The following is a 21,132-nucleotide window of genomic DNA, read 5'->3' as shown; positions in this document are numbered from 1 at the left end:
CGCCTGGTCGCCTCCTGCATCTACGAGATCTCCGAAGGGCTGGTGGTCGAAACGGATACCCCGCGCGTGCAGAACGTGCGCAGGCTGGTCATGGAGCTCCTGCTGGCGCGCAACCCCAAACACCCGGCGCTGCTTGCCATGGCGTCCCGAGTGGGGGTTCCCTCCTCGCGCTTCCCGGCCGAGGTGAAGGGATGCATCCTTTGCGGCCAGTGTGTCAGGGCCTGCCGCGAGGTCGTTGGCGTCTCCGCCATCGGGTTTGCAGGCAGGGGGGTGCACCGCGAGGTGACGACGCCGTTCGGTGAAGCGCCCGCGGACTGCATCGCATGCGGTTCATGTGCGTATGTCTGTCCGGTGGATGTGATTCGCATGGAGCAAAAGGACGGCGTTCGAAGGATATGGAATACGGACTTCGAAATGGTCCGGTGCGAAGCCACCGGGCGGGATATCGCACCGAAAAAACAACTGGAGTACATTTCCAGGATGACCGGGCTTTCCGTGGAGCATCTGGCGGCCCGCCACTGCAGGTGAACGTCCCCCGGTAGAACGAAGAAGGGGGCATCGGAAAGACAGATTTTTTCAAGCAGAGGGGACAGATTTATTTTTCGTGGGCGAGAAATAGATCTGTCCTTTTTTATGCGCTTATCGTCCTTCTTGATTCTGTTTGCCGAATAGCGGTATGGTTCTATGATGGGTAGCAGACATGGGGGCCGATGTCCACAAGGAGGAGAAGGGCATGGTGCCCCTATAATGGGTAGCAGACACTTACGGAGGCTCAGTTCTTGATGATACATTCGAAAGGAGGTAAAAAGGCGAGGTCATGCCGATTGCTTTCAAAAAGATCAAGGATTGTATGCGGCTGAAGAACCCCTTCAAGGGGTTTTCGATGGATGAAATCCCTTTCGAGATTCGCTGGGACCCCCTGACGGGCCACTCCACGCGGATCTTCGACCTGCCCTACCGGCCCATTCAGAGGCCGGATTTCGATGAACTGGTCAGAAGATCGCTCGAGACGCCCTGCCCCTTCTGTCCGGAATCGGTCGCGGCGTCGACGCCCCTCTATCCGGACGAACTCCTCCCCGGCGGAAGGATCCGCGAAGGGGACGCGTGGCTGTTCCCGAACCTTTTGCCCCTGGACCGCTACGCCGCGGTGTGCGTCATGGGGAGGGACCATTATATCGGACCCGGGGGCTTCACCCCGGCGATCATCAGGGACGGGTTCACGGCCGCGCGGAGCTTCGTTCGAAGTGTGGTCCGGCACGACCGGGATGTCCGGTTCTTCTCGATCAACTGGAACTACATGCCGCCCTCCGGATCGAGCATTGTCCACCCGCATCTCCAGGTGAACTGCGGGGAGGTCCCCACCGCGCAGCTCGGTGCGCAGACGGCGGAAAGCCTGGCCTATTTCCAGGAAAACGGCCGCCTGTTCTGGGATGACTTCATGGATGCCGAGAGGGCCTTCGGCGAGCGTTTTCTGGCGGAGATCGGCCCGACCTTCTGGACTTTGAACTTCGCCCCCCAGGGTGCGCTCCCGGATCTGTGGTGCATTTTCAAGCAGTGCCGGACGCTGCTGGAATGGAAGGATGAGGAGCGGGACGCCTTCCTGGAGGGGCTCGTGGCCGCTCTGCGGTATTTCGATCAGGAGGGCCTTTACAGCTTCAACGTGTCGGTGTTTTCGGGCAGGGAAAACGAGCACTTCCGCGTGAATGCCCGGGTTACGCCGCGCCTTCTCCTGCGGGAGATCGGGAACAGCGACCAGACATACGCGCAGGTGCTCCATCGGGAGCCCTGCTCCCTCCGGCCTCCGGAATCCGTCCGGGACACCGTGTCGAAGGCTTTCGAAGAGGCCCTTTCCGGGCTGTGAGATTCCACTGAAACGTTGGGAGGAGGGAGTGGATATGTTTTTCGAACTGCGTCAGTACCGTATCAAGGATGGCAAGCGGGAGCGCTGGGTCCGGCTGATGGAAGAGAAGATCATCCCCTTTCAGGTGTCGAAAGGCATGGTCTTCGTAGGCAGTTTTGTGGCTTTGGACGAGCCGGATCTCTACATCTGGATCCGCCGGTTCGAGAGTGAAGAAGAGGCCGAACGCCTCTATGAAGAGGTGTATCAGAGCGATTACTGGAAGACGGAAATCGCCCCGCTGGCCAAAGAGATGCTCGACCGCGACAAGATGGTGATCACCCGGATGAGCGCGACGGACAAATCCGTCATCCGTTGAGAAAGGAGCCATGACAAGCGGGGTTGCACTGGGTATTGCCCGATGCATGCTCGTGGGGATCCGGGGCGTTTCGAACTTTTTTCAGAGGAGGAAATCCTTGTGAATCGGATGGCCAACGAAGCGTACGCCTCCGTCGACATCTCCGATGCCGATGTCATGGAGGCCATGAAGGCGATGCAGGGCTATATCGACATCACTCCGGCCGATTTCAGGGAGGTCTACCAGGTGGCGTACGGCCTTGCGAGAGATCGTGTCATGAAAGGCTTGAAGGCCGGGCAGATCATGAGGACCCCGGTTCATGTGATCGAGACGGGTCAGGGGCTGGTCGAGGCGGCGGCCCTGCTGGCCCGGGAAGGGATCTCCGGGGCCCCCGTGGTCGATCGCGACGGCCGGGTCGTCGGCGTGGTTTCGGAAAAAGACTTCCTCCGAAAGATGGGCGCGGAGCCCGGGGGGTCCTTCATGCAGGTCATCGCCCTGTGTCTGCAGAACAAGGGGTGTGTGGCCGCTCCGATGCTCAAACGGACCGCGGGGGAAATCATGACGTCGCCGGCCGTTACTGCCACGGTGGATATCTCCATGGCGGACATATCGGCACTGCTGAGCGAGAAGGGCATCAATCGGCTCCCGATCGTGGGGGGCGACGGCAGACCCGTCGGCATCGTCACCCGCTCGGACCTAATCGAGGCCTTCTGCAGGATCGAATAAGGGATGGGGAAAATGAGCTATTTCACTAAAATGCGCGGGCATACCCAGAGCCCCCCCGCCGTCGGTCCTGCAGAGGTCCTGTGGTCCTGGGTCGGCAGTTTCCTGGGGATCTCGGCGGTAGGGCTGATCCACTATAAACTCCTGGACCACACGTCGCTGATCATGATCATCGGGTCCTTCGGGGCCTCCGCCGTGCTCATTTACGGCGCCATCCGCAGCCCGCTGGCCCAGCCGAGGAACTTGATCGGCGGCCATGTCCTGTCGGCGGCGATCGGGGTGACGGCCTTTCAGTTTTTGGGAGGAGAGACCTGGCTCACCGCAGCGGCCGCCGTTTCGACGGCCATCGCGGTGATGCACGTGACCAAGACCCTTCACCCTCCAGGGGGCGCTACGGCGCTGATCGCGGTGATCGGCGGCGATTCGGTGCATGGGCTGGGCTATCTCTACGTACTCGTACCGAGCGCCTTGGGTGCGGCGGTCATGCTGACCGTGGCCCTGATCGTCAACAATATACCCAAGAACCGGCGATACCCTGAATTCTGGATGTGAAGCTCGAAGCCTGACCGCATCGAATCCTGAAACCTTAACCCATGCTGGTATGAGGGCAGCATTGAGGAGGTTTGATGATGCACAAGAGACTTATCAAGGAAAAGATCTATTGGATGGGTGCCATCGATTGGGACAGGCGCCTTTTTGACTCGCTCATCCCGCTCCCGGACGGCACGACCTACAATGCCTATCTGGTCGAAGGCAGCGAAAAGACCGCTTTGCTGGACACGGTCGATCCACCCATGGCCGATGCCTGGGCGGCGCTCCTGGAGGATATCCCGAAACTGGACTTCATCGTCTCGCATCATGCGGAACAGGATCATTCCGGCAGCATCCCTCTCGTGCTCCAGAAGTTTCCCGAGGCGAAGGTGGTTGTTTCTCCCAAGGCCAAACCCATGTTGATCGATCTGCTGAAGATACCCGAAAGCGCCTTCTTGACGATGGAAGACGGTGCGACCTTGTCTCTGGGGGACAAGACGCTCCGGTTCCTGCACACGCCCTGGGTCCACTGGCCGGAGACCATGGTGACCTACCTGGAGGAGGACCGGATCCTTTTCAGCTGCGATTTTTTCGGGTCTCACATCGCGACGGCCGATCTGTACGTCACCGACGAGGGGCGTGTGTACGAGGCGGCCAAACGGTATTTCGCCGAGATCATGATGCCTTTCAGGAACGTGATCGAAAAGAACCTGGAAAAGCTCGCCCCGTATGATATCCAGATGATCGCCCCCAGCCACGGACAGATTCACGATCGTCCGGCCTGGATCATGGATGCCTACCGGCAGTGGGTAAGCGGTCCGCCGCGCAATCTGGTCGTTCTACCCTTTGTATCGATGCACGGGAGCACGAGGCAGATGGTCGATTACCTGGCCTCGACCCTCGTCAAGAAAGGGGTGCGGGTGGAGCTGTTCAATCTGCCTGTCACCGACATCGGAAAACTGGCCATGGCCTTGGTGGATGCCGCCACCGTCGTTGTGGGTACTCCGACCGTTCTGGCCGGTCCGCACCCGCTTGCGGCTTATGCCACCTTCCTGGCCAACGCCCTCAGGCCGAGGGTGCAGTTCCTTTCGATTATCGGCTCCTACGGGTGGGGAGGGAAAACCGTCGAGACCCTGGCGGGCATGATCCCCAATCTGAAGGTGGAGGTGTTGGAGCCCATTCTGGCCAAAGGGCTTGTTTCGGAGAGCCACATCGAGGCTTTGGAGCGCATGGCCGATACCATCGCCCGGAAGCATGAAGAGAAAGGTTTCGTTTGATCCCGGAACGACGTTTATCTTGAAAGAGGATCGCGGAGCCCGGACGGTTTTCAGAAACCGGCCGGGCCCCGGTCAATGGGTTTCCACACCAAAAATGCGGATATTTTGTGGATACCGGGAAGTATATTGGATTGGGTGCAGCGGCCGGCCCGCCGCTGCACCCAATGCCTTTCCGTCGAAGCGATTTTCCCAGCTAGTATCCATCCGGAAATGATTTCCCGGCAGAACCCGGTTCCCAATCCGGAAATGAGGATTTTTCTTCACACCCTTCGGGTGCTCAGTCCCACCCCTGCGGGGCGGGTCCTTGTTTGGCAAATACCAAGGAAATAAATCGTTTGCGTGGAGGCGACCTGCTGGTCCCCGCACAAGCAAACGTGCAGATTGGCGCCGAGATCGGCCGAAAAGACCATTTCCGGATGGAAACCAGCCAAAATTTTTCCTAAGAGGGAGCGCAGCGGGCCTGCAGTCGGGTTTGGCCCATACAGGGGATGAAGATGCAGAAAAATGTAGGATTCCTTTCGGATGCCCTCCTCTCCATGGGCTATGGGGTGATTGTCTGCGACAGGGAGGGAAATGTCGTCAGCCTCAATGCCATGGCCGAATCGCTGACGGGCTGGCCTGCGGCCCGGGCGGCCGGATGCCCCGTAAGCGAGGTCTTTCGAATTGTCGACCCAGATACCCGCGCCCCGGTTGATGACCCCGTCGCGCGGGTAATGCGCGGCGAGGCTGTCCGGGAACTGAGCGGCCGCCGCGTTCTCGTCTCGAGAGAGGGGCGTGAGTCCCGGATCTCCAGCAGCTGCGCTGCCGTCTGTGAGGGCGAGGGTGATATCACAGGGACTGTGTTGATGTTCAGCGATGCAACCGAGGAATACGAGCGCCAGAAGGAGGTTCAGGAAAACGAGCGCTTTTTGAGAACGGCCATCGACGCACTGTCCCACCCCTTTGCCGTCATCGATCCGGAGAGCTATCGGATTGAGATGGCGAATCAAGCCTATGGCGGATGGGCCGTGGTAGGGAAAACCTGCTATGCCGTGTCCCATCATCGGGAAAGCCCATGCAGCGGGAAGGACCATGTGTGCCCCGTCGATGCGGTTCGCAGGACACTGCATCCCGCCACCATGAGACACACGCATTACGACGCGCGAGGGATGGCCCGTCAAATCGAAATTCACGCGCATCCTGTCATTGATGAGCAGGGGCGTCTGGTGCGGGTTGTCGAACACTCGCTCGATATCACAGGGCGGCAGATGGCAGACGAACAGCTCCGGAGGAGCGAGACCCGGCTCAAGAGTCTTGTGAAGATATTGGAGGATCCGTCGGATACGGTCCAGGAGTTTCTCGACCATGCCCTGCACGAAGTCGTTCATCTCACAGAAAGCAAAATCGGATATATTTATTTCTATGATGAAGACCGCAGGCAGTTCGTCTTGAATACCTGGTCGAAGGATGTCATGCAGGAGTGCAGCGTCGCCGATCCGAAGACGGTCTACGACCTGGATAGGACCGGTATCTGGGGCGAGGCCGTCCGGCAGCGGCGGCCGATCCTGGTGAATGATTTCCAGGCGGAGAATCCGCTCAAGAGGGGGTATCCCCCGGGTCATGTCCATATCGAAAAATTTCTGACCATACCGATCTTCAGGGGAGATCAAATCATCGCGGTGGTGGGTGTGGCCAACAAGGCCGCCGACTATGACGAGTCGGACGCGATGCAGCTCAAGCTGCTGATGGATGCGGTATGGAAGTCGATCGATGTCAAACTGGCCGAAGAGGCCCTGCGGGAAAGCGAAGAGAAATACCGCCTGCTCGTGGACCATTCATCCGATTTGATATGGAGCCTGACGCCGGAAGGCGTCTTCACCTACGCTTCGCCCTCATGGCTCAAGATAACGGGACGCGATCCTGTCGAGGTCATCGGGAAATCGTTTCGTTCATTCGTTCATCCGGAAGACATCCAAATCTGCGCCGAATATCTTTCTCAGGTCGTTGAAGGCAAGACGTCTCTCCCCCATCCGGAATACCGGGTCAGACACGCCGACGGATCCTGGCATTGGCACAGTGCCGCAGGCAGCCTCGTAAAGGATGAGAACGGTGCCTTCAAGTCTTTTGTGGGCGTCTCGAGGGATATCACCGAGCGTAAAAACGTGGAGCAGGCTTTACTGGAGAGTGAAGAGCGTTTCAACAAGCTCGCCGAACAGAGCAGGACGGTCACTTGGGAGGTCGACGCCGAGGGTTTGTACACCTTTTTGAGTCCTCTGGCGGAAAATATCCTGGGCTACAAACCCGAAGAACTGGTCGGCAGGAAGTATTTTTACGACATTTGCCTGCCTGCCGATCAGGAAAAGGTCAAGGAATTCGGTCTGAGGGTGATGCGCCGCCGGGAGTCGCTGACCAACTTTGAAAATCGGCTCGTCACCAGGGATGGGCGGCCCTTTTGGGTGATGCGTAGCGGCATGACCTTGGTGGGGGCGGAAGGGGAAGTCCTTGGCTTCAGGGGTTCGGATACGGATATCGACGAGCGGATGCAATACGAGCGAAAACTTCTCAAAGCCAACCGCCAGTTCGAGGAGGCGACCGCCCGCGCCAACGAAATGGCCATGCACGCCGAGACCGCGAATCGAGCCAAAAGCGAATTCCTTGCCAACATGAGTCATGAGATTCGAACCCCTCTGAATGGAATCATAGGGATGACCGGGCTGCTGCTGGATACGGAACTGACAGCGGATCAGCAGCGCTATGCGGAGGTGGTGCGTGAAAGCGGGGAGTCGCTCCTGACCCTCATCAACGACATCCTCGATTTTTCGAAGATCGAAGCCAACAAACTCGATTTGGAGGAGGTCGACTTCAATCTGGTCGGCCTGCTGGATGATTTGACCGCCAACCTGGCTGTGCGGGCTCATGAAAAGGGGCTCGAGCTGCTTTGCAGCTGGGAGGAGCAGGTTCCCAAGATGCTGCGAGGCGACCCGGGGAGGCTTCGCCAGATCATCACCAATCTGGCCGGCAATGCCATCAAATTCACAGCGAGGGGGGAAGTTTCGATCCGCGTCAGCGTAACCTCGGAGTCGGACGAGGAGGCGACGCTGTGCTTCACGGTGCGGGACACAGGGATCGGTATCCCGGAAAACAAACTGGAACTCATCTTTCAGAAATTCAGCCAGGTAGATGCTTCGACCACGCGCCTCTACGGCGGCAGCGGTTTGGGGCTGGCCATAGCGAAGCAGCTGGTTGAGATGATGGGAGGGAGGATGGGGGTCAACAGCCGGGAGGGCAAGGGATCTGAGTTCTGGTTCACGGTGGACCTGCGTAAACAGCCGGAGCAAGGGGAACAGGAGCCGCCCGTTTATTCCGACCTGCGGGGGGTGAGGGTCCTGGTAGTGGATGACAACACCACCGGACGAGAGATTCTGACAGGGCGGTTGACCTCCTGGGGCATGCGGCCGGAGGAGTCGAAGGACGGCCCAGCGGCTATTGAGGCCCTGTTGCAGGCCAAGGAGGAAGGGGATCCGTTCCGTTTGGCGGTTATCGATATGCAGATGCCGGGTCTGGACGGAGAAACATTGGGCAGGATGATTCTGGCCGATGAACGGCTGGCCGATACCCGCCTGGTGATGCTCACCTCTCTGGGGAGCCGGGGAGATGCCCGGCGCTTTGCGAAGGCCGGGTTTGCCGCTTACCTGACCAAGCCCGTTCGCAACGAAGAGCTGCAGGTAGCGTTGTCTTTGTCGTTGATGGAGCGTTTGGGGGCGTTTGTGAAGCACCGGCCTATCACCACACGGCATTCGGCGCGTGAAGCGCTGATGATTTTTGCCGATCGTCCGGTGCGCATCCTGTTGGCCGAGGACAACGCCACCAACCGGCAGGTGGCTTTGGGCATCCTTAAAAAGCTGGGGCTGAAGGCCGATGCCGTTGCCAATGGCGCCGAGGCGATCGAAGCCTTGGAGCAGGTCGTTTACGACCTGGTGCTGATGGATGTCCAGATGCCGGTGATGGACGGTCTGGAGGCCACCAGGGCGATCCGCAGCTCCAGAAACCTGTCTGGCCCGAACACAGTCCCCATCATCGCCATGACGGCCCATGCCATGGCGGGGGACCGGGAAAGATGCCTGGCCGCCGGCATGAACGACTATGTGGCGAAGCCCGTGGGGCATTTGGCCCTGGCCGAAGTCCTCGAAAAGTGGCTGGCGGATGATGCGAGCAGGAGGGCAAAGACGCATCCAGGGGAGGGAGCGAAAGAAACGGAAAAACCGTCCCCTTCTGAGATGTCCGTTTGGGACAGGAGTGGCCTCCTCGATCGGTTGATGGGAGACCACGATCTGATGGAGGAGATTGCCGAGGCCTTTTTGTTGGACATCCCGCAGCAGATTCAACGTCTTGGAACGTTTCTTGAGAGCCGGGACGGTCCCGGTGCGGAGCGGTGGGCCCATACGATCAAAGGGGCCGCCGCGAGTGTGGGTGCAGAGGCGATACGGCATGAGGCCATGGAGATCGAAAAATCCGTTGGCAGAGGTGATGTGGACGCGGCACGGTCTCGATTGGCGGTGCTCGAAGATCGGTTGCGGGAAACGAAAGCAGTCATGGAGGCTTTCCTGAGCGAAAGATGATCGAGCCCTTGTCCAACACCCATCAGACGCGGCGAACCATAAGCGGCTGTATTGGACGCCTCCCGTTTCGTTAGGCTCGCTCCCATCTGGAAATGATTTCCCGGTAGAACCCGGTTTCCAATCCGGAAATGGTCTTTTTGGCCAATCTCGGCGTCAATCTACACGTTTGCTTGTGCGGCGACCTGCAGGTCGCTTCCGCGCGAACGCTTGATTTCCTTGATATGGGCCAAAAATCCTCATTTCCGGGTGGAAACTAGGCTCAGGCCCTTCGCTCAAGAAAATCGGAGCTGAATCCGGTCTCCGGTGCTTCCTCCGATCCGTTCCGCTCCTGGAAGGCCGCAAGCCTTTGTTTCCAACCGATAGTGGCGTTGACGAAATCTTCCATCATCGATTCGAAAAGGCGTCCGTCAACCGCCGCGATAGGTTTCTTTGCGGCCAGGATGATTTGTTTCGATTGTTTGTCGATGCCAAAGGTAGCCCCATGGGTCCCGCGGAAAAAGAAATTCGCTTCGAGGAGCATCTCGCAGAGGGCTTGGTGATCCGTTTCGGGCAGGTCTGCGATGCAGGCGTAAAAGAAGAATTCCTCCGAGCGTGGGGCGAATTCGATGTTGACGATGTGACCGTCAAACTCCAGGCAGCAGTACCCGTCTTCGTCCAGGTCGAGATCGGGAATCCCGATGGTTTCTCCGAATCTCTTGATCAGGGCATTGAAACGTTCCATTGAAGTTTTCCTTTAGGCAACGGATATGTTACATCCTGTGGGTAATGAAATCATGCGCATTGAGATTCAGCTTTTGTCGTGAGGAGGGTTTACATCCAGCCGCCTACGATTAAGCAAGAGATATGCCGGAAGACAAAACCGTTTTCATTTCCACCCCCGGCCCGAAACGCTTGCGGGTTGTCCGCCTTTGCTGCAACGCTATAATGGCGGGTTGCACAGGTATATGTGCATCGCTTTTTGAATATCCTCATGTTTCCCTGCTGTTGCCAGAGCATGGTCCTGCGATGCCGACAGGCTCCCTTGTGTGAAGAGTGAAAGGTCCGTGAGACTGTGATGGCTAGAACAGAAGCGTTCGACGCGTTTACCGATGCCTACGAGGATTGGTTCGACAGGCATCCTGCTTTTTATCACCTGGAACTCGAAGCGGTGCGCAGGCTGATTCCTCCCCTTGGCGCAAGAGGCATGGAGGTAGGCATCGGATCCGGGAAGTTCGCTGTCCCATTCGGTGTGAAGATCGGGGTCGACCCCTCTGAAAAGATGTCTGAGAAGGCCAGGGTGCTTGGCCTCGATGTCTGCCGGGGCGTGGCCGAGGCCCTGCCGTTCCGCACCGGTGTCTTCGATTTCGTGCTGATGGTGACCACGATTTGCTTCGTGGACGACATCCTTGCAACGTTCAGGGAGGCTGCGCGGGTCTTGAAGCGCGAGGGCTCCATCATCGTGGGTTTCGTGGACAGGCTGAGCGAACTCGGCAGAAGATATGCAGCCCACAAGGGAGAAAGCCGGTTTTACCGGGAGGCGACGTTCTTCTCGACCGACGAGGTGATGGAACATTTGCGGGAGACGGACTTCGACCCCGTGGAGATAAAACAGACCCTGATCCCGGGGGGGCTGCCCGGAACCGTGGAGGACGGGTTCGGAAAGGGCGCTTTTATCGCCATCAAGGCCGTGAAAAGGGGCTCCCGCGGATAAAAAGGCCAGGCTTTGACGAGATGGAGTCCTGCGGCGCGCCGTTACGCATGTCTGCGCAGTGATCACCACCCGGGCCGCCTGGGAGCGCGCTCTTCACAGCCGCTCCCAGGCCATCCGCCGACTCTAGGCGTGGACGTTGGCCAGTTCCTCGGCCATGCGCTTCCTGCTTTCGAGATCCGCTATGCGGTAAAGGACCATGATCTGGTTCTGGCTCGGGCCGGAGCCCTGATAGGTCCCGACCCCATGGAGTCCGGCGACCCAGTTCTGCAGGAACCGGATGATCCGCATCCGTTTGTGCGCCGGCGCCGCCGCGCCGAGATACTTCATGACGTAGTCCCTCGTTTCCGGGTTGTCGAGCTCCTTTTCGCTCGGCATGGTCACGGAGACGCCGCCGGCGATGTCCCCGGCGAGGGCCATGACCTCCCAGAAGCCGTCGTTGGTGTTGAGTTTGGCGATGTTGCTCATCGCCTCATCAGGCATGAAGACGCCCGAGCCGGCCGGCTCTTCTTTTCCCATGAAGGCGGCGGCCGTCGCGCAGGCGAGGGACGTGTCGTTCAACTGGAGCATCCGGGTGATCTTCTGGGCGATGTGCGAGACGTTGGGGAGGCCGTTGTATTCGGCGATCAACTGGGTCGCGCCGATGATCAGGTCCATGAAACCCACCTTGCAGGCCCCGCCGCAGTTCATCCGGTGGGTCTTGGCGAACCGGGTGATGAACTTCTGGGTGTACTCCACCTCACCGCACATGAAGACCCGTTCCCAGGGGACGAATACCCGGTCGAACACGACGAGGCACGTTTCGCGCTGTCCATAGACCGGGTTGCCGATCACCCGCAGGTCCGATTCGGACTCCCGCTCCGTGCTGAAGGCGTTGTATTGGCCGATGTAGGTCACCCCCTCGGCCCCGTTCGGGATCACGAACGCCAGGGCATAGTCCTCCTCGCCCTTTCGGCATGAGATCCCCGGCAGCACCAGCGTTTCGTCCGCCGCGTAAGCGCCTGTCGCATGCTGTTTCGCCCCGCTCACCACGATTCCGTCGGGCCGTTTTTCGACGACGTGGACATAGTAGTCGGGGTCCTGTTCGAGGGGCCGCTTGCTGCGATCCCCTTTCGGGTCGGTGACGGAGCCGCTCACCACCAGGTCGTTCTCCTGGGCATACTTCAGGTAGGCGTTGAAGCGCTGGTGGTATTCAGTGCCCTTGTCCTGATCGATCTCCCAGGTGGTCGAGGCGAGGGAGGGGAGCATCTCGTTGCCAGGGCAGCGGTAGTTGCAAGTGCCGAGCTTCTGGCTGCTCAGGCGCGCCATGTCGAGGCGCTTGAGGAGGTCCTCGCGGCTCTGGTGGATGTGCAGGGCCCGGCTGACCGGTTCTCCGGTCAGGTGCGAGACGCTCTGCATGGTGTCCTGGTAACGGGGATCCAGGGTCAGCTCGTAAACGCGCGCGGTCGCCTCGATGACGCTCCGGGTGACGGGGTGCGCGTTCAGGTCCTCGACCTTCCTGCCCCCGATGAAAAGCTTCGGCCTCAGTTTGGACACACGCTCCCGATACTCCTGTTCGGACTTGATAGCCATTTTCCCCTCCGCTTTGAGATGGACCGGACAATCGCTGTTGATTTGCCGATTTGCGGCGACACACCGCGAATCGCGTGCTGAATCTCTGAATTCATGTTGTTCAGGAAGGAAAGTCACCGAAATGCCGTGGCGAAGATTTAAATACTCAGGAAAGCGCTATAACCGACTGCCGGGTTTGCGTCAAGCGAAAAGGGGAAGAGCGTCAAGGCGCCTCTGTCCGGTCTGCCTCCGGAGATAGTCTCTTTCCCCGATGGCGGCGTCAATCTGCGCATTTGCTGCCGCAGCGCTTTACCACTAGCTTTTGCGCAAATGGTTGATTTATTTTAGAGTGATATAAGAATCCTCATTCTTGGCTCAGAGATGCAGCCGTGTTGGATAGTCGTTTCCAGGTCGGCCCTATGCACTGTCTACACTGAAATGACAATCCGGCGCGGCCGGGTTTTTAATCCGAAAAGAGCGTTTGTTTCGCAGGCGTCTTTGATCTGCACAGGAGAACTCGAAGAGGATACGGAACCGGTTTCGGTGATTACGGACCGATGCAGCAGCGTGTGGCAAGCGATTGGAAAATTTAAAAACGGATAATGCTTGACAATGATCATAGCAAAGGATAGCTTAAACACAGTAAACGGCTTTTTCCCAGGTAGACATGACAATAGCGTGAACCCCGGAATCGTTCCGGGGTTTTTTTTTGACCTTCAGAAAGAGAAAGAAGAATTTGATGGGTTTTGAAACATTTGGTTTGAATCGCAATCTGATGGCCGCAGTGGCGGCCGCGGGTTACACCACCCCCACTCCAATCCAGAAACAAGCCATCCCCTTGGTGATGCAGGGACGCGACGTCCTGGGGTTGGCCCAGACCGGCACCGGCAAGACCGCCGCGTTTGCGCTGCCCGTTCTGCAACGGTTTCTGCAGGCAAAGCCCGGCCCGGTGCGTGCCCTGGTCGTGGCTCCCACGCGCGAACTCGCCGAACAGATCCACGGAGAATTCCAGACCCTCGCGCGCGGGACTCGGATCCGCAGCACGGCAGTCTATGGCGGCGTCGGCTTCAACCCGCAGGCCTCGGCCTTCAAACGGGGGGTCGAGGTGGTCATCGCCTGCCCTGGCCGGCTCCTGGACCACCTCCGTCAAGGCACCCTGGATCTGGCGCATGTCGAAGTGCTGATCCTCGATGAGGCTGACTACCTGTTCGATATGGGCTTCCTGCCGGATGTCCGGCGGATTATCGGATATCTTCCGTCCAGGAGGCAGAATCTGCTCTTTTCCGCGACGATGCCAACCGAGATCAAACGCCTCGCCGGCGAGGTCCTGCGCGACCCGGCCACCTGCCGGATCGGGGCCGATGCGCCTGCCCATACGGTGAGCCACGCCCTCTACCCGGTCGCCCAGCATCTCAAGACGGCCCTGTTGATGGAACTGCTGGTCCAGGTTGGGAGCGGGCCTGTCCTCGTCTTCACCCGCACCAAGCACAGGGCGAAGCGTCTGGGCGAGCAGCTGGCCAAGGCCGGGCACCGGTCGGCCTCGCTGCAGGGGAACCTCTCTCAGGGGCGCCGTCAGGCGGCGCTGGACGGATTTCGCAGCGGCAGGTTCCAGGTCCTGGTGGCGACCGATATCGTCGCGCGCGGGATCGATATTTCCAAGGTGTCGCACGTGATCAACTACGACGTGCCGTCCACCCCGGAGGCCTACATCCACCGGATCGGGCGCACGGGGCGTGCCGGCTGCAGCGGTGCCGCCCTCACCCTCGTCACCCGGGAAGACAAGAGTGTGGTGTGCTCCATCGACCGGGTGATCGGGTCCCCGATCGAACGGCGGACCTTGAAAGACTTCGATTATGATCGCCCCGTGTCAGTGAGCGCAGATGTCCGGCCCCGGACGGGGCGTGGGTCTTTTCCCCGGCGAGGTGAATTCGATGCGCACGCCGGCAGGCACGGAAAGGCCGCCGGTGACAGGCCGAAGGCTTCGGCCGGGCGCAGGTAGGATCTGTCTGAAAAAGGATCCGGATCACCGTCTGCTGCAGCGACAGGTACACAAAAGCCCGTTTATGTGCTAATCCATTCCATCGGGACAGAGTTCGTCCCCCTCGGCCCAGGGGCGCTTGAGAGATCCCTTTTTCTGCGTATCAAAGGGTTTCTCGCCCCAGTCCCGCCTTGGCCGGAACGCCTTCAAGGGAGTGGATGGAACCGTGAAACACAAGGACGATGCAGGTGATCTGCGCAGGGAGATAGGCCTCTTTTCGGCTACCGTGCTCGTCATCGCCAATATGGTGGGCACGGGCATTTTCACGACCTCGGGCTTCATCATGGCCGAGGTCGGCTCGGCCAGGGCACTGCTCCTCTGCTGGCTCTGCGGCGGCGTGTTCGCCCTGTGCGGCGCCCTCTGCTACGGGGAGCTTGGGGCCCGCTATCCCCGGGCGGGCGGGGAATACACCTTTCTGAAGGAGAGCTTCGGCAAGGGTGTGGGGTTCCTCTCCGGTTGGATCTCTTTGATCGTGGGTTTTTCGGCCCCGATCGCCGCAGCGGCGATCGCCTTCGCCACCTACGCCTTCGACGCCTTCTCCATTCCCACGGGCGAACCATTGCTGAGCATCGCCGTGCGGGGTGTTCGCCTGGTCGAGGTTTCTCCTCTGACGGCGACGGCGATCGGGGTCGTGGTCCTTTTTTCCCTGGTCCACTACCAGAGCCTGGTGGCCGGCAGGAATGTACAGAACGGGCTGACCCTGTTCAAGATCGCCCTGATCGCAGCATTCATCCTGGGCGGGTTCTTTTTCGGGAAGGGATCGGCCTCGCATTATGCCGTCGAGGCCGGCGAGCCCTTGTCGGCCGAGGCATTCGCCGTGGCCCTCATCTTCGTCTCGTTCGCCTACAGCGGCTGGAACGCGGCGGCCTACATCGGGGCGGAGATCATCCGGCCGCAGCGCAACATCCCGATTGCCCTGATCTCCGGGACCATCGTCGTCATTGGCCTGTACCTGCTGCTGAACGGGGTTTATCTGTATGCCTTGCCGCCTGCGGAGATGTATGGGGTGCTCGAGATCGGCGCCCGTTCCGCCGTGGCCCTGTTCGGCCCCGGCATCAGCCGGGTCTTCAGCGGGGCGGTGGCGCTGGGCATCCTCTCGGTCCTGAGCGCGATGATCCTGACCGGTCCACGGATCTACTACGCTATGGCTCGGGACGGGGTCTTTTTCAGCTTGTTTGCGAGACTAAACCCGGCGCGCAGGACGCCGGCCGCTTCTATATTTTTGCAGGCGGTGCTGGCCGTGTTGATGGTGCTTTCCGCCTCGTTCGAGACCCTGCTGATCTACATCGGCTTTACGCTGTCATTGTGCGCGATGCTGACCGTCATCGGCCTGATGCGCATCCGCCGGCGCGCGCCCGCCCCTGAAGACCTCTACAGGACCTTCGGCTATCCCGTGACTCCCCTGCTTTTCATCCTGGGAAACGCCTGGATCATCTTCTTCTCTCTCAAGAGCCGGCCGGTGGCGGCCCTGTTCGGCCTTGGCACCATCGCCGCCGGGATGGGGGTCTACCGCCTCTTCGCCCGGCGGATATCCTAGCAGGCCGGGAAAAAACGCCGTTTTTAACGACCTCCGCACAACGGATTTTTCGACACGCCGTCAGGCGCAGACCTCCTACTCGTAGCGCAGGGCCTCGATTGGGTCCAGCCGGGCGGCCTTGCGGGCGGGGAAATAGCCGAAGAGGATCCCGATGGCCCCAGAGAAGACGACGGCGACGACGAGGATGCCGTAGTTCGGTACGAAGGGGATCTGGAGGATTCGGGCCCCGAGGGCCGCGGCGCCCAGCCCGACTCCGATGCCGAGCAATCCGCCGAAGGAGGACAGGACCATGGCCTCCACGAGGAACTGGAGGAGGACCTCGCGTTCCAGTGCGCCGATCGCCAGCCGGATCCCAATCTCCCGGGTGCGCTCCGTCACCGACACCAGCATGATGTTCATGATGCCGATGCCGCCGACCAGGAGGCTCACGGCCGCCACGGCGCCCAGGAGCCCGGTCAGGACCCGCGTGGTTCCGGTCAGGGTGTTGAGGATCTCCCGCATGTTGCTGACATGGGAATTGTCGTCGTCTCCGGGCGCTAGGCGCCGTCTCTCCCGGAGCAGGTTCTGGATGTCGGCGATCTTGCGCTCGGTCGAGACGCCGTCCGCGGCGGACACGTAAATCGCGCTGACATCCGTGTTGCCGACGACACGCCGGTGCAGGGTCTTCAGCGGGATCAAGACGAAGTCGTCCTGGTCGGTTCCAAAGGAGGATTGCCCCTTGGATTCGAGGACCCCGATGACCTGGCAGGCCAGTTTCTGGAGGCGGATGGTGGCGCCGAGCGGATCCTGCGCGCCGAAGAGCTGGTTCTTCACGGTCGATCCCAGGATGACGACGGCCTTGCCCGCGCGCATTTCCCTGTCGGTGAAGGACCGCCCCGAGGCGATCGTCCAGTTGCGGACGTGGAGGAATTGGTTGGTGCTGCCCGTTATGGCGGTAGACCAATTGCGGTTCCCGTAGATGGCCTGGGTCGCCGCGTTCGCCACCGGTGCTGCGGCCGCAAGCCCCGAGATCTCCCGCTTGATCGCCTCGGCATCCGCCGCCGTGAAGAGCGGGGCCTCCGAGCGGACGCCGCCGGGGCCGCGGAAGCCCTGTCCCGGACGAACCTGGAGGAGGTTGGTGCCGAGGCTCGATATCTGCTGGGTGACTTGAGCGGTGGCTCCTCCGCCGAGGGTGACCATCGTGATGACGGCCCCGACTCCCACAATGATCCCGATCATGGTCAGGATCGACCGGAGCAGATTGCGGCGGATGGCGCGCCCCGCCAGAAGGATCGTTTCCCACAGCATCAGGCTGGATTCCTTTCCGTTTCGATGGAGGCGATGCGTCCGTCCCGGAAGAGGATCCGCCGTTCGGCGTACGCGGCCATGTCGGCCTCATGGGTCACCATGACGATGGTCAGACCCCGGCTTCGGTTGAAGGACTGCAGAAGCTCCATGACCTCGCGGCTCAGGGCCGAATCCAGGTTTCCCGTCGGCTCGTCGGCCAGCAGCACCTTGGGCTCCGTCACGATGGCCCGGGTGATGGCGACACGCTGCTGCTGGCCCCCGGAGAGTTCGGCCGGCGTGTGGGACTCCCACCCGCTCAAACCGACGGCGGCCAGAGCGCGCAGCGCCAGTTCACGGCGCCGGGCGGCCGGGACGCGGCGGTAGATCAGCGGGAGTTCGACGTTTTCGAGGGCCGAGGTGCGGCTCAGAAGATTGAAGCCCTGGAAAACGAACCCCAGGTCATGGCGCCGCAGAAGCGCCCGCTGGTCCCGGGTCAGCCTTGCCACATCGACGCCGTCGAAGAGGAAGACCCCGCTGCTGGGCGTGTCCAGGCAGCCCAGGATATTCATGCAGGTGGACTTGCCCGATCCGCTCGGACCCATGACGGCGACGAATTCCCCCGGGTGGATGGCGAGGTCAATGCCCTTGAGGGCCTGCATGGCCGCGCTGCCCGAACCGTAAGTCTTGGTGACGTTGGTCAGCCGGATGATGGGTTCGAGCATGGTTTCAGCGGCTGCGGCGTTTCGGCTCATCGCTTTTTCTCCAGCTGCTCGACGACGAGTTCCATCCCCGGCCGCACGTCGCCTGCGATCAGTGCGGTCATCAGGCCGTCGGTCAATCCGACCGTCACCGGAATAGCGGTCGGCACCCCATTTTCGATGATCCAGACCTGCTGGTCCTTTTTGTTGTCGGTCTGTTGCTTGATCTTTTTGGGGGAAGACCTCGGAGGGCGCGGCAGGATCTTCTGGAGGATTCCGCCGCTGCTTGCAGAGGTTCCCGCCCCATCCGGGTCGGAGGGCTGGAAACGGAGCGCGGCGTTGGGGACCAGCAGCGCTTCCTTCACCTCCGCCACGACGATGTCGGCTGTCGCGGTCATCCCCGGCCGCAGGGTCAGGTCGTGGTTGTCCACGGTCAACACCGTCTCGTAGGTGACGACGCCGTCGACGGTCTGCGAGGCGAAGCGGACCTGCCGGACGCTTGCCGGAAACCGGCGGTCCGGGTAGGCGTCCACCGTGAAATCGGCCGTTTGTCCGGCGTGCACCAGGCCCACGTCGGCCTCGTCGACATCGATGTGCAGTTCCATGCGGGTGAGGTCCTCCGCCAAAATGAACAGGACCGGGGCTTGAAGGGAGGCCGCCACGGTCTGTCCGGGCTCCACGGAGCGGCTGAGGACCATGCCGTCGATCGGTGAGCGGATGACCGCCTTCGACAGGTCGGTTTCGTTGATCTCCAGGTTGGCCTGGGCCTGGGAAATGGCCGCTCGGCACACCGCCTCCAGGGCCTTGGCGCGCTCCAGCGCCGCCTCGGCGGCGTCCAGATCCTGCCGGGAGACCGCCCGCCCGCCGCTCAGACTGCTGACATGCTTCAGCCTTGCCACGTTGCTCCGTGATTCCCCCACCGTGGCCTGGGCTTCGAGCAGGGCGGAGCGGGCCGAGGCGAGGGAGGCCTTCGACTGCAGCACCTGGGCCTTGAGGCGGGCGGTGTCCAGGTGAGCAAGGACCTGTCCGGCCTGCACGCGGTCGTTGTAGTCCACTTCAACCGTCCTCACGGTGCCCGAAAGCTCGCTGCCGATCTCGACCTGGTTGGTCGGCTCGAGATTCCCGGTGGCGGAGACCGTGACCGTAATCCCGCCTGACCGCGCGGGCTGCGTCTTGTATTGTACGCCCTCCGCTTTTCGGACGGCGGTGATCTTGAGAACCACCAGCGCCGAGAGGACGGCCAGGAATGCCCAGATCATCCACCATCGGAAGCGTCCGCGGGTCCGCCGGTCGTCGTCAAGGCCGGGAAGCCTCGCGGCAGGCAGAGGGTCGCGGGCAGTCTGATTTTCGGAGACGATGTCTTTCATGAAGGATTTCCACCCCGTGCTTCCTTGGAGGCAAGGGCATCCCACCCTCCCCCCAGCGCCTTGTAGATCCTCACCAGGTCGGCTGCGACGTTTCCGGCACTTTGGGCCATCTGGTCCTCGAAACCCAGATGGGAACGCTCAGCCTCGAGCACACTGACGAAGTCGGTCAGCCCTGCCTCATACTTGATCCGGGAAAGCTCGACGGCCTTCCGGGCGGCCTCGACCGCCCGCGCGAGGGTGCGCTTCCGTTCCAGTTCGTCCTGATAGGCCTGGAGGGCGTTTTCGACCTCCTCGAGTGCGCCGAGGACAGTCGCTTCGTACTGGCAGAGAGCCTGCTCCTGAAGGGCTGACTGCACTTCGATGTTGCTGCGTATCGCTCCGGCATCGAAGAGGGGCCAGCTCAGGCTGGGGCCGATGCTGCGGGCGAGGCTGCGGGCGTCGAAAAGGTTCCCGGCCGAGAGGGACTCGAGTCCGATGCTCCCGAAGAGCCTGAGACGCGGGTACAGATCCGCCGTCGCGGCGCCGATCCGCGCCGTCTGGGCCGCAAGGGAGCGCTCGGCGCGTCGGATGTCCGGCCGCTGGCGAAGGGTTTCGGCCGGCACCCCCACTGCGATCTCGGCGGGCGGGGCAGGGACCGGTTCCACGGCATCGAGCCTCCGGTGAAGTTCACCGGGCGCAGACCCTGTCAAGACGGCCAGACGATTCTTGGCCGACTCGATCGCGGTGCGCAGCGACGGGATCTGTGAGCGGGTGCTCTCCAGGTTGTAGCGGGATTGTTCTACCGCCAGTTCATCGGTCAATCCGGCCTGCCGGCGCAGTTGGGCTAGATCCGCCGTTTCCTGCTGCGCGGTGAGGTTTTCCTCCGTTACGCGGAGCCTTGCCTGAACCGTGCGCAGGTCCAGGTAGTTCAAGGCGATCTCGGCCAGCAGCGTGACCAGGACATCGCGGAGATTCTCCTCCTCGGCCTCCAGTTCGGCTGAAGCGGCTTCGGCCGTGCGGCGGTTCCCGCCGAAAAGATCCAGTTCCCACGAGGCATCGAAGCCGAGGCTATAGAGCTCCGTCGTGCCCCCGCCGCCGCGGTTTTCGCTGCCTTGGCTCCAGGTAGCACTGCCGGCCGTGTCGACGCCGGGCCACAGGCTGGCCCCGGCGGCGGTGAGCTGGGCGCGGGCCTCGCGTATCCTCGCTCGTGCTGTCTTGATATCGAGGTTGCGGGCGATGCCCTGGTCGATGAGGCCGCAGAGGATCGGATCTTCCAGTGTCATCCACCACTGCGACAGTGTCGGAACGTCAGGGGTCTTCGGGCTCAAGCCTTCGTCGAGGCGGGTGTTCCAGGCGGCAGGCGAAGCGGCCTCGGGTCTGACATAATCCGGCCCCACGGCGGCGCACGCGGGGAGCAGGAGCAAAACCGCCGGGATCAGCAGCAGGACCGTCCCAAGCGCACTGCCGCCGCTCGGTTTGTGGAATGTCCTCATCATTCGGGCCCCGTTTTCCCTGGCTCCGCCTGGACGAAGTGATCCATTTTCTCGTTCATCCTCCATTTCACACCGATCGCCTCCCGAGGCTGCGGTTAAAAAACAGGCCGGTGGCTTACAGCCCCGTTTGCGGAATGGAAAGGGCTTCGCTCCCTTGCACAGGTTCTGTGTGCCAGGTGCAACCCGCTCTCC

General features: G+C 61.1%; 16 protein-coding genes. 10 read left to right on the top strand and 6 right to left on the bottom strand.

Annotated elements, in window-relative coordinates:
- The 7 genes from H567_RS25330 to H567_RS25320 all read left to right on the top strand — a co-directional run.
- Positions 1 to 528: 4Fe-4S dicluster domain-containing protein (locus H567_RS25330; RefSeq protein ID WP_035254702.1), on the top strand; the 528-nt coding region annotated here is incomplete at its 5' end.
- A 289-nt stretch (positions 529 to 817) separates the two neighbouring features.
- A complete protein-coding gene (locus tag H567_RS25325) occupies positions 818 to 1,861 on the top strand; it encodes a hypothetical protein (RefSeq protein ID WP_051185000.1) in 1,044 nt (347 codons plus the stop codon).
- 34 nt (positions 1,862 to 1,895) lie between these two features.
- On the top strand, positions 1,896 to 2,216 hold the full coding sequence (locus tag H567_RS0115620; protein WP_028322122.1) for an NIPSNAP family protein: 321 nt from the start codon (positions 1,896 to 1,898) through the stop codon (positions 2,214 to 2,216).
- Between the two features lie 108 nt (positions 2,217 to 2,324).
- The gene (locus H567_RS0115615) at positions 2,325 to 2,921 is read left to right on the top strand and encodes a CBS domain-containing protein (RefSeq protein ID WP_028322121.1); all 597 of its coding nucleotides are present in this window, start codon (positions 2,325 to 2,327) and stop codon (positions 2,919 to 2,921) included.
- A 12-nt stretch (positions 2,922 to 2,933) separates the two neighbouring features.
- Positions 2,934 to 3,470: an HPP family protein gene (locus H567_RS0115610; protein WP_028322120.1), complete on the top strand. Its 537-nt coding sequence runs from the start codon at positions 2,934 to 2,936 to the stop codon at positions 3,468 to 3,470.
- A gap of 77 nt (positions 3,471 to 3,547) precedes the next feature.
- Positions 3,548 to 4,726 carry an FprA family A-type flavoprotein gene (locus tag H567_RS0115605; protein WP_028322119.1) on the top strand — a complete coding sequence of 393 codons (1,179 nt, stop codon included), beginning with the start codon at positions 3,548 to 3,550 and terminating at the stop codon, positions 4,724 to 4,726.
- 494 nt (positions 4,727 to 5,220) lie between these two features.
- Positions 5,221 to 9,324 (top strand): PAS domain S-box protein, encoded by a 4,104-nt coding sequence (locus H567_RS25320; RefSeq protein WP_051184999.1) that lies wholly within the window; start codon positions 5,221 to 5,223, stop codon positions 9,322 to 9,324.
- 259 nt (positions 9,325 to 9,583) lie between these two features.
- Here H567_RS25320 and H567_RS0115590 read toward each other — a convergent pair whose 3' ends face one another.
- Complete coding sequence (locus tag H567_RS0115590) at positions 9,584 to 10,045, bottom strand: type III secretion system chaperone (protein ID WP_028322118.1); 462 nt, start codon at positions 10,043 to 10,045, stop codon at positions 9,584 to 9,586.
- A 333-nt stretch (positions 10,046 to 10,378) separates the two neighbouring features.
- On the opposite strand from H567_RS0115590, the gene H567_RS0115585 reads away from it, so the two are divergent.
- The gene (locus H567_RS0115585; protein ID WP_028322117.1) at positions 10,379 to 11,014 is read left to right on the top strand and encodes a class I SAM-dependent methyltransferase; all 636 of its coding nucleotides are present in this window, start codon (positions 10,379 to 10,381) and stop codon (positions 11,012 to 11,014) included.
- A gap of 123 nt (positions 11,015 to 11,137) precedes the next feature.
- On the opposite strand, the gene H567_RS0115580 is transcribed toward H567_RS0115585, so the two are convergent.
- Positions 11,138 to 12,583, bottom strand: coding sequence for a 4-hydroxyphenylacetate 3-hydroxylase N-terminal domain-containing protein (locus H567_RS0115580; RefSeq protein ID WP_153306219.1), 1,446 nt, complete (start codon positions 12,581 to 12,583; stop codon positions 11,138 to 11,140).
- Positions 12,584 to 13,301: 718 nt separating this feature from the next.
- Between H567_RS0115580 and H567_RS25315 the strand changes: the two genes are divergently transcribed.
- On the top strand, positions 13,302 to 14,561 hold the full coding sequence (locus H567_RS25315; protein WP_051184997.1) for a DEAD/DEAH box helicase: 1,260 nt from the start codon (positions 13,302 to 13,304) through the stop codon (positions 14,559 to 14,561).
- A 205-nt stretch (positions 14,562 to 14,766) separates the two neighbouring features.
- Complete coding sequence (locus H567_RS25310) at positions 14,767 to 16,137, top strand: APC family permease (protein ID WP_035254721.1); 1,371 nt, start codon at positions 14,767 to 14,769, stop codon at positions 16,135 to 16,137.
- A gap of 75 nt (positions 16,138 to 16,212) precedes the next feature.
- On the opposite strand, the gene H567_RS0115560 is transcribed toward H567_RS25310, so the two are convergent.
- Genes H567_RS0115560 through H567_RS0115545 form a run of 4 tightly spaced genes read right to left on the bottom strand, consistent with a single transcriptional unit; the run spans position 16,213 to position 20,943 of the window.
- Positions 16,213 to 17,424 (bottom strand): ABC transporter permease, encoded by a 1,212-nt coding sequence (locus H567_RS0115560; protein WP_028322115.1) that lies wholly within the window; start codon positions 17,422 to 17,424, stop codon positions 16,213 to 16,215.
- Positions 17,424 to 18,155, bottom strand: a complete 732-nt coding sequence (locus H567_RS0115555) for an ABC transporter ATP-binding protein (protein ID WP_244155490.1) — start codon at positions 18,153 to 18,155, stop codon at positions 17,424 to 17,426. Before H567_RS0115555 ends, H567_RS0115560 begins: the two co-directional genes overlap by 1 nt.
- Positions 18,152 to 19,468 carry an efflux RND transporter periplasmic adaptor subunit gene (locus H567_RS0115550; protein ID WP_051184995.1) on the bottom strand — a complete coding sequence of 439 codons (1,317 nt, stop codon included), beginning with the start codon at positions 19,466 to 19,468 and terminating at the stop codon, positions 18,152 to 18,154. The genes H567_RS0115555 and H567_RS0115550 overlap by 4 nt, the downstream gene beginning before the upstream one ends.
- Complete coding sequence (locus H567_RS0115545; RefSeq protein ID WP_208598397.1) at positions 19,465 to 20,943, bottom strand: efflux transporter outer membrane subunit; 1,479 nt, start codon at positions 20,941 to 20,943, stop codon at positions 19,465 to 19,467. Before H567_RS0115545 ends, H567_RS0115550 begins: the two co-directional genes overlap by 4 nt.
- Positions 20,944 to 21,132: the final 189 nt, after the last annotated feature.

It is taken from the genome of Desulfatiglans anilini DSM 4660 (genome assembly GCF_000422285.1).
GTDB lineage: Bacteria > Desulfobacterota > DSM-4660 > Desulfatiglandales > Desulfatiglandaceae > Desulfatiglans > Desulfatiglans anilini.
This window is presented reverse-complemented; position numbering and strand designations above follow the sequence as displayed.